This is a genomic window from Vicinamibacteria bacterium (assembly GCA_035570235.1).
Taxonomy (GTDB): domain Bacteria; phylum Acidobacteriota; class Vicinamibacteria; order Fen-336; family Fen-336; genus DATMML01.
This window is the reverse complement of the sequence record DATMML010000069.1, coordinates 1-12,946: the sequence shown is the minus strand read 5'-3', so window position 1 is coordinate 12,946 and position 12,946 is coordinate 1. Positions and strand designations below refer to the sequence as shown.

The 12,946-nt window shown below is 66.9% G+C and carries 10 protein-coding genes; 3 read left to right on the top strand and 7 right to left on the bottom strand.

The window, feature by feature from the left end:
* The 3 genes from VN461_12400 to VN461_12390 all read right to left on the bottom strand — a co-directional run.
* Positions 1-187, bottom strand: a 187-nt coding sequence (locus tag VN461_12400) for a hypothetical protein (protein ID HXB55581.1), incomplete at its 3' end; no start/stop codon positions are given.
* A 45-nt stretch (positions 188-232) separates the two neighbouring features.
* Positions 233-745, bottom strand: a complete 513-nt coding sequence (locus VN461_12395; GenBank protein HXB55580.1) for a hypothetical protein — start codon at positions 743-745, stop codon at positions 233-235.
* 66 nt (positions 746-811) lie between these two features.
* On the bottom strand, positions 812-4,942 hold the full coding sequence (locus VN461_12390) for a carboxypeptidase regulatory-like domain-containing protein (GenBank protein HXB55579.1): 4,131 nt from the start codon (positions 4,940-4,942) through the stop codon (positions 812-814).
* Positions 4,943-5,253: 311 nt separating this feature from the next.
* Here VN461_12390 and VN461_12385 point away from each other — a divergent pair, with 311 nt between their 5' ends.
* The gene (locus VN461_12385) at positions 5,254-6,252 is read left to right on the top strand and encodes a DUF3187 family protein (protein ID HXB55578.1); all 999 of its coding nucleotides are present in this window, start codon (positions 5,254-5,256) and stop codon (positions 6,250-6,252) included.
* Between the two features lie 204 nt (positions 6,253-6,456).
* On the opposite strand, the gene VN461_12380 is transcribed toward VN461_12385, so the two are convergent.
* Positions 6,457-7,836, bottom strand: coding sequence for a TolC family protein (locus VN461_12380; GenBank protein ID HXB55577.1), 1,380 nt, complete (start codon positions 7,834-7,836; stop codon positions 6,457-6,459).
* 593 nt (positions 7,837-8,429) lie between these two features.
* On the opposite strand from VN461_12380, the gene VN461_12375 reads away from it, so the two are divergent.
* Complete coding sequence (locus tag VN461_12375) at positions 8,430-9,863, top strand: ATP-binding protein (GenBank protein HXB55576.1); 1,434 nt, start codon at positions 8,430-8,432, stop codon at positions 9,861-9,863.
* Positions 9,823-10,473, top strand: a complete 651-nt coding sequence (locus VN461_12370; protein HXB55575.1) for a response regulator transcription factor — start codon at positions 9,823-9,825, stop codon at positions 10,471-10,473. Before VN461_12375 ends, VN461_12370 begins: the two co-directional genes overlap by 41 nt.
* A gap of 95 nt (positions 10,474-10,568) precedes the next feature.
* On the opposite strand, the gene VN461_12365 is transcribed toward VN461_12370, so the two are convergent.
* The 3 genes from VN461_12365 to VN461_12355 all read right to left on the bottom strand — a co-directional run.
* The gene (locus VN461_12365; protein HXB55574.1) at positions 10,569-11,963 is read right to left on the bottom strand and encodes an HTTM domain-containing protein; all 1,395 of its coding nucleotides are present in this window, start codon (positions 11,961-11,963) and stop codon (positions 10,569-10,571) included.
* Position 11,964: 1 nt separating this feature from the next.
* Positions 11,965-12,546 (bottom strand): outer membrane beta-barrel protein, encoded by a 582-nt coding sequence (locus VN461_12360; protein ID HXB55573.1) that lies wholly within the window; start codon positions 12,544-12,546, stop codon positions 11,965-11,967.
* 118 nt (positions 12,547-12,664) lie between these two features.
* On the bottom strand, positions 12,665-12,946 hold a 282-nt coding region (locus tag VN461_12355), incomplete at its 5' end, for a hypothetical protein (protein ID HXB55572.1).

Sequence of the window (12,946 nt, the reverse complement as noted above, 5' to 3'; positions counted from 1 at the left end):
CCCAAACGCTTTGATCAGCATTCACGTACCAAGGCCCGGTACCGAAAGGGTCCGCGTTTGGATCCCGCGGCGGCTCCGCGCGGATCGGCTCCGTCACCGTACAGGGCCCACTGGCGGCGGGCGATTCCAACCCCAACCCCGTAAACAGCAACGCCGGGAGGCTCATGACGGCCAGCGCTCGGATCATGACATCCCTCCAATCCAGTCCTCGCTGAACGACTTCCTGACTCTTTCACGTCCCTCCGGCTCGAATGCGCGCGCGGTTGGCCTTCGCCCACTTGAGCACCCTCTTGGCCACGACTTCACCGTCTGCTTTCAGCGACTTCTCATCCCCGTCATTGGAGACGCCGACAAGATGGTCACGGTAGGTGAGCCCTACCGTAACCACGTACTCCATGTGCGTTTCCGTTTTGACGCCATACTCTTTGTCTATATACGACGTTCCTCCAGGACCCGCGCGCGGCGTGGGGCCGCCCTTCGCCGGAGAGGTGCCGTCCGCGAAGCTGTAGGTAGCACACTCGTCGACCACGGCAACCACCTCCGCTGTATCCTCGGAGTCGAGCATTCGAATCGTGCTCTCCCGGGCCAGCTTCCGCTTCAACACGGGCAGGATCCGAGCTACGCACGTCTCGTTCGATTTGATGCCGCCGCCGTCTCGGAGGAATACCCGGAGAGGGTCTTGGAGGCGGTCAGCTCCAGCAGCCAGCGACGACATGAGCACGATCAAAAGCGGTGCTGCTTTCATGGCGGTTGCCCTTGAAGTCCTCGAACCGACTCTAGCGTGAGGGCACACACACGGCTCGCGCGCCGCCTAGGGCAGGGTGACCACGGCTGTGCCGCCCTCGCGAACTTCGAACGGCTGCCTGGCGCCGCCATCCACAGCAAACACGTACGTTCCGGGGGCGACGTTTTCCAGGCGCCGAACCGGGTAGTTGAAGCGGATTTCGGCATCAGTAGAGTAGATGAACGGGAGGTAGACGGACTCGTTCTGGTACAGGATCCGGCCCTTGGCCTCCGGTTTCCCCAGGGTCTCCGGCCCGGCATGGACCTCGACGGTTCCCCCTGGCGTGAAGGTGAGTGAAACAGACGACGCAGGAACGGTGATCGACGGCAAGCTGAGAGGTGCGTAACCCGAGGAGCTAGCACGGAGCTGGTATATCCCCGGTTGCAGTGCCGGAATCTCACCCTGGCCTTCGCTGTCGAGCGTGATGCCGCCCGTGAAGACCGCCAATCCTTGCGCGTCGAGCACACGGACCTCGAGGGTCCGGAGGGGCGTGAGATAGATCCCGTCCTTCGCCACGACACCGACCCCCTCGCCTCGTCTCAGCTCGATGACGACGTCGCTCTGCTCGGCGGCGGTCAGCTCCCTGGTCTCCGCCTGGTACGCGGCCTTCTGGACGGAGACCTGGTACGGCCGCGGCTCGAGGTCCTCGAGGGCGAAGCGGCCGTTGCTGTCGGACGTGGCCATGCTCATGGCCACGTAGCCGCTCCCCCGGTCCACGGTCTGCACCTGCGCATCCCCGAGGGGCCGCCCGGAGCCGTGCTCGACGACGGTGCCGGCGAGGCGCGCCGCGGGGGCGTCGAGTTCCACGCTGGTGTCGCCGCTCACCGTGACGGTCTTGCGGATCGCAGCTCCGCCCGAAAGCGGCATCACGGAGACGTTGTACGTGCCCGCCACGAGGCCTTCGACCACGAACCCCCCGGCCTCGTCGGTGCGCGCCGAGCCGCCGCTCCCAGACCCGGCTTCGGGGAAGGCATTGACCACCGCATCGACCACGGCTTTGCCGCCGCGACTGACGTGGCCGTCGAGTCGGAAACCCGGCGCGAACACGATCTCGGCCGACACCTCGAGCTGACCCTCGGGGACGATCACCTGAGTTCCCGCGCGGCGGGATCCGTTGAGGAAGTCGCCGGCGGAGGCCGTTAGGTTGACCGGGCCAGCGGGCACGCCCGAGAACTCGAACGTGCCGCCTGCTTCCGTCCGGGTAGTTGCGAAGAAATCCTCTGAGCCGCCCGCATTGACATTGACCCCGATTCGCTGGGCCTCGGCAAGCCCCTGGACGACGCCCCGAATCAGCGCGCCGACGCCGAGCGACAGCGTCACCTCTCGGGCGGCGTCAGTCGACGCCAGCACCACTTCCGCGGGGCTACTGGACTGGCTACGAAGCAAAGCGGTTACGGTGTAGCGCCCAGGCGTCAATCGCTCAAACCGAAACCGGCCGGCGTCATCCGCCACTGTAAACTGTTCTCCGAAGGGATCGCCGCCGGTAGCGTCCAGAGAAATGGAGGCCCCGCCCACGGGGCGTTGACCGGCGCCCACCACGACACCCCCGATCGTGGCGCCAGCATTCATGCGGATGTCGACCGCCACCGCCCCTTCCTTCAGCTCGACCTTCTCGGTGGCTTCGCTCCACTCCGGGTGGGTCGCGGTGACGCTATAGCTGCCCGCGGCGAGGCCCGGGATCTCGAAGTGGCCGTCCGCGTCGCTTGAGGCCTGCCGCTCATCGTCGCCGGGACCAAACACCATCTGTGTATGGTCCCCGGCAAGAGCGGCCCGAATGGCCGCGTCGCGCACCGGCCGGCCAGAGCGTGCGTCCATGACCCGGCCGGAGATCATGCCTCCCCGCGAGAGGCGAACCTCGACGCCTTCAGTCGTGGCCCCCTCCTCCACCGCCACGCCCCCGGCGCGGCCGCCCTGATAGCCCTCGGCGCGGACCTCGACCTCCCACTTTCCGGCCCCGACCTCGTCGAGGGTGAAGACTCCGTCTTCGGCATGGAAAGCGACCGCCTGGTTCGGGCCACGGCTTCCGACTGTGCCGACCCGCACCACGAAGCTGCCCCCCCGCGACTGCGTGTATGCCACCTCGAAGTCGCGGATGGGTCGGCCGCTGTCGGCGTCGAGGACCACGCCCCGCATGCGCCCGCGACCGCTAACGGTCAGCTCGACCCCATCTGCAGGAACCGCGACCCCGGCCTTGCGTGGCCCGATGCCGGCGTTGCTGAACGCCTGCACGTCGTAGGCCTCGCCCGCGGTGACGCTCTCGATGACGAATGATCCGTCGTCTCCCGTGACTTCCTCGCCGCCGGCACCGCCGAAGAGTCCCATCTGTGCACCTCCGGCGGCGCCGGCCGGACGAGCGTATACGCGGTACCCCCCCGCGCCGCTGCCGGACTTCTCGCGAACGTGGCCGCTGATCGTGGCGCCGGGCCGAAGGACGATCTCGAGCGGCTCAGGGGCCTTGCCGTCCGTGACCTTCACGGAGGGGATTTGTTCGCGTGCCCAGCCCCGCTTGGTCACCATCATCCGGTATTCGCCCGTCGTCACTCCCCTGAATTCGAACCGTCCGTCGAGCGTTGTCTCGCGACGCACGGTGGCGCCCGGACCCACAAAGGAGAACTGGGCTTGGCCGCCCCGCGACTGGAACCTGAAATCACGGATGACCTGCACCTCCGCGCCTACGATTGGGTGGTCGCGTTCGTCCTTCACCACGCCCCGCAAGGACAACCCGCTTTGCAGCACGACGTTGAGCCGAGACGTCGCGCCGATCGCGAGGGAGACCCCGCCGATCGTCCGCGTTTCGTAGTCCGGATGCTGGACGGTAAGCACCTGGCCGTTGCCGGGGGGAAGGCGCGTTGCCTTGAAAGAGCCGTCAGGGGCCGTTCGGAAGGCGGCACTACCAAGAGCGCCGCTCCGGAACGCCCGGAAGCGGTTCTCTCCGCCACGAGCCAGACGGCCGGTGGCGCCTTCGATAGGGACCCCGTTCGCGTCAACGACGCGACCACTGAGGGCGGCCGCCCTCCCAAGGGCGACATCCTCCGACTTCGTCTCACCGGGGGCGACGCGCACCCCTTCGCGGCTCCAGGGGAGGAAGGCGGCATCGTCTACGACCAGCCGGTAGGTGCGGCCGGACAGGCCGCGCATCTCGTAGTGGCCGTCGGGACCCGAGCGGCCCACGAACAGCGCCCCTCCGCTTCGGGCAACGACGCGCAGGCGGGGCACCGGGGCCCCTGAGGACGCCTCCACAACCCGGCCCTTGAGCGTTGCCGGTGGCGCCACGACCACGCTCGCCTTAGCCGCCGTAGCCTCGAGAGGCGCGCTGCCTTGACCCCGCTCGCCGGCATCCACCACGAGCGTCCCCACTTCGGCAGGAACGCCGTAGAGGAGGAAGGAGCCATCGGGCCGCACCTCGAACCAACGCGACACGCCCCGTCCCTCGAAACGGACGAGGCTCCCGCCGGCGGGCGTTCGCCGATCGTCTCGAAGGGCCGTGCCCGGAAGGGCACGGCCGAGGGAAAGAGTGATGGGCCGTCGCACGGCCCCGGACGCAACGCCGCCGATCTCTGCGAACGCGAATCCCGGCGCCTCGACGCGCAGCCGGTTGCCCCTTTCGGCGGCGTCGCTGAGCCGGAAGGTGCCGTCGGCGCCGGTAGTGGTGGTTACTGGCACGGGTGAGCCGTCACGCCCGACGACTCGGCCGGACCCGCTCCAGAGCGTCACCGTCGCGCCCACAATCGGCCCGCCTCTGCCGTCTACCACCTTCCCCGCCAGCGCCGCGGCCTTGGCCACGGCGACATCGCCTACCTCAGCGTTTTCCGTCGTGTCGAACACTGAATACAGCAGAATCGGAGCGAGGCCGCTGCCGCTGACCGTGAGGCGCACCAGTGTGGGCGCGGGGTTCGCACCCGCAGGCGGAGCGAGAGAGAGGTTGAACGTGCCGTCGGGACGCGTCGTCGCGGAGGCGATGGGGCCGGGTGATTTCTCGCCGCGCGCCTCTCGGCGGGCCTCCGCGAACGGCGACTCGAAGGGGACCGCGGCCACGGTGACCCCAGGCGCCGCCTTGTCCTCGGCCAAAATGCGGCCCCTTAGCTCGCCGGCCGCCAAAGAGGATGCGGAGACTAGTCCGACCAGGCATCCCGCGAAGGCCAGGGTTGCGTGCTTCATCCTCTTCCTCCCCACCACTTGGAACCCGCCTAAAGGATGCCCCCCTTTCGTGCTCACTGCCAAGCGACATCGGGGGGCTTGTCCACGTCACTTGGACGCGTGAGCCTAACGGAAGGCCGTACCTGATCCGTCGATTGAAAAAAAGACGGTCAGTGGCGACGCTCAGCGCAACATGAAAGACAATGTGCCGCATGATCCGAGGTCTTGCGCCCGTCAGTGCTCACCACCAAGGGGAGTCCGCCCTCGCGAGCAGCCCCCGTGCCGGGATAAGACGGTTGCCTCCAAGGAGTAAGAAGTGTCTCTTGGTCGGAGTGGCTGCGCTTCTCAGCGGGACCGCAACATACGGTCAGGACGGGGCGGCAACTGAGCCCAGTGTACGCCGAGGGCCGCCCGGGATCCGGGACGAGCAGCTTCTCGCCCAGCCGCGGCTGACCCTGCCCGCCCTCTCCCCGGACACGCTTGGCCGCGGGCGCTGGACGTTCGGCGCCGCCCTCGCGATCTCGAATACGTTCTCCTACATTCAGGATGTGCCTGGTGAGTTTCCCGGGGACCGCCGGTTTCTCATCGACGGCGAGGCGTGGACGGTCGACTTAACCGCACGCCGCGGGCTGACCGCCGATCTCGACGTGAGCGCGCGGCTCCCCGTGCGGTGGCGCGGAGGGGGCATCCTGGACGGTCTGATCGACACCTGGCACCGACTCCTCCACCTGCCCGACAACGCCCGACCCCTGTTCCGCCACAATGCGTTCCGTGTGGAAGGGATCACGACCGCGGGCCAGGCCTTCTCGTGGAACGACGAGCGGGGCTCTGGCCTCGGCGAGCTCGAGCTGGAGGGACGCTGGCGCTTCCGGAACGGCGGGCGTGACGGATGGTCGCTCGCCCTCGCGGGACGTGCCGCCCTCCCCACCGCCACGGAACCCTTTGACGGCAACGGCCTGGGGCTTGGTGCTCAAGTCGTGGCCGCCCACCGGCTGGGTTCTCCTTTTGACCTCTATCTGGGCGCAGGGGGAACCGCCCAGGGCGGGGACCTGGTGCGCGGCATCGAGTACGAGCGATACAGGGGCTGGGGCTTCCTCGCTGTGGAATGGCGCCTCGGCCGCCGCTTCAGCTTGATAGCCGAGACCGACGCCGCCTCCCGTCTCATCCGCAACATCGATTCCTATCCCGGGATGCACTGGATCATCCATGGCTCGGGCTGGATGGAGCTCTCGCCGCACGCCCGAATGCACGTGGGCTTCACCGAGAAGATCAAGAACCTGCTCAGCAATGCCGATTTCGGCCTGAACTTCAGCGTGCTTGTCCGACCCTGACGGCGGGCGCCCGAATCAGGTCTAATTGCCTTGGGCAGCCTCTGCTCGTTCGCAACCGGCTGCCTGGGGTCGCGTTCGATCAAGGGCTCCAAGGCCGACGATGGGAGGCCGGCGTTCCGACTGGGCCGTCTCGGAAAGTCCCGGCTCCAAATGCTCCGAAGAGGGAAGGAAGGAGAAGGCGACGAGCGGGGGCGCTCCTGTGGATCATTGTCTCAGCTCGGCCCCCACTGCCTGCTCCAGTTGGAAGACGGCCGTCCAGTAGTCGTTCAAGTCCTGCAGGCGCTCGATGTGGGTCGCGATGAGGGTCCGCTGGGCGTCCAGGAGCTCGAGCAGCGACGCCGCCCCCTTCTCGTACTGGATGCCCACGAGGTCCCTGGCTCGCTGTGTCCGCTCCAGCAGCCTCGACTCCATCCGCTCCGCCCGGCTCCGCGCCCCTTGGAACGCCGACATGCCTCCGGCCACGTCGCTCAGCACCTGGGCCTGAAGCTTGGCGTACTGCAGCTCTTGCGTCTTCAAGTCCGCCTTTGCTTTTGCCACCTCCCCCTGGTTCTGGTAGAAGAGCGGAACCGTCAGAGAGAGGGAGAAGGTCGTCGTCGGCGGAGAGATGGCATTCTGTCCGGTTCCTTCCTTGAAATAGGAGACGGTGAGAGGAAGGTCGGGAATTCTCTGACGCTTCGCGAGCGAGACCGCCGCGGCCGCACGCGCCTTCTGCGCAACCAATGCCTTGAGATCGGGGCGCCCCGCGAGCGCGACTTCGAGCAAGCTTTCCCGGGAGGCGGCGGTCAAGGCCGCCGGCACGCGGGCGTTTAGAAACTCATCCCCCACGTCGAATTCCTGGGGCGTCCCGCGCGCGCCCAACAAGAAGGCGAGAGTCACCTTCGCCTGTCTCAGGGCCTGTTGGGCCTGGTCGTAGGCTTGGTCCGCCTCGAGCTTCGCGCTCTCGGCTCGGGCCACGTCCGCCTCGGACACCGCGCCCACGCGGTACCGGACCCCCACTAGCCGCAGCGTTTCCTCCGAGGACTGCTCGCTCTGGCCAGCGAATTCCAGGGACGCCTTGGCCAAGACCGTGGCCACGTATTGCTGTTTGATGGTGAAGGAGATGGTCCGCTCCGCGTCGACCCGCGAGAGCTTCGCCGCCTCCAGGGCAGCCTTGGCCACGCGCACCCGCAGGTGACGCTTGCCGGTCAGAAAGTCGAAGATCGCACCCTGCTCCGAGACGCTTGCCTGATAGTAGACGTCCGAGCACCCCGGGATCGCACACTGGGCGGGGTCGTACGTCGTGCTCCTGCCTCTCCCTAAGCCCACCGAGGGGTTATAGATGGCGGAGGCGATCCGCTCGTCGCCCTGCGCGCTCTCCACGGCGGCGTCAGCGATGAGAAGGTCCAGCCCCTGGCTCCGGAAGATCCGCAGGGCCTCGTCGAGGGTCAGCTTGGGGGGCAGCGTCACCGCGGAAGGAATGCTTGATTCGTGGGGGCTGGCCGTGGGCCCTTCTCCAGGGTCTGCCCAGCTGTCTGCGGAGACCAGCAGCTGGGAAACAAGAAGGGCCAGGCAGACTCCAAGGAGAGGTGCTCGGTCATGGGCCATTGCGACCTCCGGGTTTGCTGATAGATCCATAGCGCGCCTCTGAGCAAGTAGGGTGCCCTGCAGAGTCTTACCGAAGCGGGGTTACGAAATCAGTATGGTCGCGGCTCGTCGCCAGCGACCGCTGGTCCCGGACCGGCATGCGCCCCGTCTAGGTTAAGGCGGCGGCTCTTCATTCTCTTAAGTCGCATCCAGGGGTTCCTGGTATCCTTTGCTCCGGCCTTCGCTTTCGCCAGCCCCAAGACCCTCTCGATCAGCAGTTTCACGATTTCACCCAGGCTCTTCCTGGCTCCTTACCGCCCGCGGGACGACCGCGAGCGCCAAGAAACGGGCGATCGAGCGTGGTATCGCTCATCGGCAGGGGTAAGCCCGGCCGGCACGACGGCAGAGCCGTCTCGCGTGGGCTGCGATGGCCGGCAAGCGGTAGAGAGCAGTTCATGTGACCCAAGTCCCCGGAGGTGGCAACTCTCAACTGTACGTAGTGGGACGCACTTCCGGAACCCTATCTTTCAGGCAACCTCCTATCTTTCGGGCACCGTTGCCGAGCTCTATGGCGGGGGAGATCAAGGCGTCCAGGGACGTGCGATCATGGGTTCGTGGACATAACCCGCGTCTACTCGGCCGACAAGCGCCGGGCCGCCCTCACGATCGCTGTCCTGCTCCTGGCCGCCATTGCCTTCGCGGACTGGTATACACAGCCCTACCTTTCCATCGGTTTTCTCTACCTCTTCCCGATCATGCTGGCCGCCGGTTATCTGAAGCGCTGGCAGACCACGGTCCTGGCCCTCATCTGCGCTGTCCTTCAGGAGAGCTTCAGCAACCTTCCCCCCAGCGACGCGCTGACCCGCCTCGTCCTTTCCTCGGCGGGCTTCCTCGGCACGGGAATGTTCATCGCCGAGCTGCTCCGCAATCGCCGGATCACCCAGGAGCACCTGGACGAGGTAGAGCAACAAGTCACGCTAAGGGAGCAAGCCGAGCAGCAACTGCGCATCCTGGTCGAAACGAGTCCCGCGGCTATCATTACCGTCGACGGCGAGGGGCACATTCTGGTGGCCAATGCGGCCGCCCAGCAGCTCTTCGCCCCGGACGGGGAGCCTCTCGGCGGGCAGTCGGTCCTGGCCTACCTTCCCTCACTCGCCCGGGTCGTGGCCTCGCCCGCCTCGCGAAGCTACCGAGCGAGCCTACAGTGCAAGGGTGCGCGCGCCAACGGTGAGGTCTTTCTGGCTGCGGTCTGGTTCTCGACCTATCAGACGACGGGCGGTCCTTGCCTGGCCGCCATCGTGGTCGACCTATCCGAGGACCTCCGCAGCCGGGAGGAGCTCAGCCTCCATCACTTGCTCAAGAACGCCCGCATCCTCATGAGCGCCGTTTCCCACGAGGTCCGCAATCTCTGCGGCGCGGCTTTGGCGGTGCACAAGAACCTGGCTCGGGTCGAGTCCCTCCAGGGCAACCAGGACTTCGAGGCCCTCGGCACCGTGATCGAGGGCCTCGAGCGGATCTCCTCCTTAGAGCTGAAATCGTCCGATTCCGACGTGAGCGCGGTAGACCTCACTGCCCTGCTCGACGAGCTTCGGGTCCTTATCGAGCCCGGCTACCACGACGCCGGAATGCAGATCCGCTGGGAGACCCCTCCCAGCCTGCCCATGGTCTGGGCGGACCGCTATGGACTCCTGCAGGCGTTCCTGAATCTGGCCCGTAACAGCCAACGCGCCATGGAGTGTTCGGTCGAGAAGCTGCTCTCCGTCTCCGCCGTGTCCAAGGGTGGGCCGGTGCTGGTCCGGTTCACCGACACGGGTCCCGGCCTAACCTCCCCCGCCAGGCTCTTCCGTCCCTTCCAGCGGACCCCGGGCGGCACCGGCCTCGGACTCTACGTCTCGCGCAGCATCCTCCGGAGCTTCGGTGGTGACCTGGCCTACGAACCGAGCGAGCGCGGGTCGTGTTTCATGGTGACCCTGGACGCAATGAAGTCGGAGGAGGAGACAAGCTCTGATGACGCCGGCGACGCCGATTCGCATCCTGCTCGTGGATGACCACACGCTCTTCAGGGAGAGCGTGGCGCGCCTGCTTGCCGCGGATCCAGAGTTCGCCGTGGTCGGCGATTGCGCCGGGTCTGCGGAGTGCCTCCGCCTTCTGGCCCGGACCCAGGTGGATGTGCTGTTGCTCGACTACGACCTCGGACAGGAGAACGGGGCTGAGCTGCTGCGTCAGCTCCGCGCCAGTGGATTCTTGGGCAAGATCTTGGTGGTCACCGCGGGAGTCACACCCCGGGAGGCCTCCGAGCTGATACGTGGCGGCGTGGCGGGCATCTTCCTCAAGCACGAGCCTCCGGTATCGCTTTGCCAGAGCATCCGCGACGTAGCGGCTGGAAAGGTGTGCTTCGAGCAAGACCTGCTCGACCAGGCCGTGCAAACAATGGCCGGGGAATCGAGCCACCCACGGCCCAAGGAACTGACCCCCCGCGAGCGCCAGGTCATCTCTTTCGTGCTCGACGGACTCACCAACAAGGAGATTGCGGACCGCCTGGCCGTCTCCGAGACCGCCGTGAAGGGGACTCTCCAACAGCTCTTCAAGAAGGCCGGCGTTCGCACGCGCAGTCAACTCGTGCGGGTCGCCCTCGAGCAGTACCGCGACGCACTCTAGGGCGGGCTGGATGCTTGGAAGATCAGGAAGGTCGGACGCCTCGAGCTGATCTCGGTCATCATCCCTGGCAAGGTGCCGGCCAAACTCCCGCCTGGTCACGACGAGGATGTCCGTCGGAGAGGCGGTGAGCGGCTGGAGAGCGGCTCGCGGAGGGGCAGGATCCAGGGCGCCGGGGCGAGGCCGCGCGGCTGACGGGCCAGGTCGACGTCGGGATCCACGAGGAGCTGGGGCGGGCGTCCGTTGAGGGAGGCCATGACTCGGGCGCGCACCTCCACCTGGGAGTGCCCAGAACGTCGCAGCTCCCCGGCCAGGTGATGCGCAAACTGGAGGATCATGTCTGGCCTCCCGGCCATGACGCGGGCCTGCCGCTCCGTGAGGTAGGCAGAGGGTTCCACCGTCCAGGTCGCCCCCTGATCGAGGTCGGTTACGAGGAACCGCGCATCCGACTCCTTGTCGCGGAGCCGCATGTGCCAGGAGAACCGATGCCCTTCCTCCGTCCAGCTCACGTTGCCGGGGTAGGCGTAGTGCCGGAGGGGGACGAGCACCTGGACGGCCAGGTACGCGGCCACCGCGGCAAGGATCGGCCACCTACCCCGCGGCGGGTTCGCGACCGTTGGGTCCGGGCCCGCTTGCCGGCGCGGCGGCAGCAGGCCTAGCCGCCGCGGCCACTCCGGAGGGAAGAAGATCGTTGTCGCCGCCATCATCAGCCAGGGGAAGACGCCGATCTCGAAGAGGACTGAATTCAGGCCATGGAAGGCGAGGCCGACGATGAAGGCCCACAACCGGGTGCGTGACCAGAGCAGGAAGGGCACGATGAGCAGGTCGAGGAGGAGGCCGCCGTAAGCGAAGGCGAACACCATCCACTCTTCCGTGAAGAAGCGGCCGAGCAGGGGGAGTTGCGTACGCTCTGCCAGCCACATGCGCATCGGCTCCCCGCGCAGCCAGTCGTGGTTGAGCTTGGCCAGGCCGCCGTAGACATACGGGATGCCGATCTGCACCCTCAAGAGCCACAAGGCCCAGGCCGGGGCCGTGTCCGAGCGCAGACGGGGCCGGAGCACGGCGTCGAGGGAGAGAGCCCCCCGTACGGGCAGAAAGACGAGCGAAAGAGCCAGGAGGACGATTAGGTAGAAGTGGTTGAGATAGTAGGCCTGGTCCAGGAGGAAGATGTAGGTGAACCCAAGGAAGAACACGACTGCGTTCAGCCGGTAGGCGAACCCCAGGGCGACGCCCAGAACCGCGAGGCTGAGCACGGCGAAGTGCACGTACATTCCCACGCCCGGCCAGGGCCTCACCCAGTCAAAGCCGAGGTACTTGAAGTGGAACCCGGGCTCGATATAGTCAGCCGCGATCCAACCATTACGGAAGTAGCGGACGGTCTCCCAGGCCATTACCGCCCCAAAAGCCACCCGGAAGCAGACGAGCGACGCGGCGTCCACGGGTGCGAAGGCCCGGGCGGCCAGGGCCCGCAGACGCGGTCCCTCCGCGATCACCTCAGTGGCCGAAGCGGTAGACGGCTCCTAGTGACAGGCGGGGGTTGGTATCCCACACGCCCTGTCCATGAAGCAGGAGTAGGTCGGCCTGGGCGCGGGCGGCCCAGCGCCGGTTGAGCCCGTAGTCGGCCCCCGCTCCGAGCGCGCCGCCCCACGCCGTGCTGCTGCCGCTGAGGACCTGGGGCGTCGTTATGCTGGTCCCCGTCCGCGCGCCGCCCACCAGAACCTGCCCAAAGGGGCTCAGCCGACCGCGGTTCCATGCGATCCGGGGGCCGGCCAGAAACGTGAGCTGGTTGAGGTCGGCGCCGGCGAACGAGCCGTAGTGTCCGCTCAAGTCGGCCGCTATCCGGACCGAACCTCCGAGGAGATGACCGCCGAAGGGGATAGCCCCCGAGAGGTGCCACCCCTTGAGGTTCGCCTGGCCGGCGTGCGTGTAAGAGAAGCCGCCGAAGACATCGGGGCCCTGGCGCCGTCTCGTCGCGGTCGGCTGGCGGTTGCCGGACCTCGGCTTGGCCGGAGGCTCGTCAGCCATCGTGACGACGGGAAGCGTCAGCAGCCACAGGACTACGAAGGCGCGTCTCATATGCGGGTCGCCTCTTCAGTCTCCCCGGCGGGGTGTCTCGGAGCGTCCTCGTGACTAGACAGGACCGGCCGCCCGGGGAGGGCGGCCGGTCCTTACCGAGTCGGGTTACACGATGGGACTAGTCGTCGTTGTCGTGGCCCGGACTCGGGTGCGGAATCGGAACGTCATGACCATCGATCTCGATCTTGACGGTCACGACGATGTTCACAGTCACGTTTACCACGATGTGAATCTCCTGGGTAGCTCCCCCGGGTACCGTGACTGTCCCGAGTACGGTCGTGGTGCTCGAGAAGACGAGCGTGAACTGGCCGTCGGGAACCCCGTCCAGCTCGAACGTTCCGTTGCTCGAGACGGTCGTTGTGATGGATGTGTTCTCCTGGATCGTGACCGTGATCTTGCC

Excerpts from the sequence above, each read along its gene's own strand:
- VN461_12370 (HXB55575.1), top strand. The coding sequence starts at position 9,823 with ATGACGCCGGCGACGCCGATTCGCATCCTGCTCGTGGATGACCACACG.
- VN461_12380 (HXB55577.1), bottom strand. The coding sequence starts at position 7,836 with ATGGCCCATGACCGAGCACCTCTCCTTGGAGTCTGCCTGGCCCTTCTT.
- VN461_12395 (HXB55580.1), bottom strand. The coding sequence starts at position 745 with ATGAAAGCAGCACCGCTTTTGATCGTGCTCATGTCGTCGCTGGCTGCT.
- VN461_12390 (HXB55579.1), bottom strand. The coding sequence starts at position 4,942 with ATGAAGCACGCAACCCTGGCCTTCGCGGGATGCCTGGTCGGACTAGTC.
- VN461_12360 (HXB55573.1), bottom strand. The coding sequence starts at position 12,546 with ATGAGACGCGCCTTCGTAGTCCTGTGGCTGCTGACGCTTCCCGTCGTC.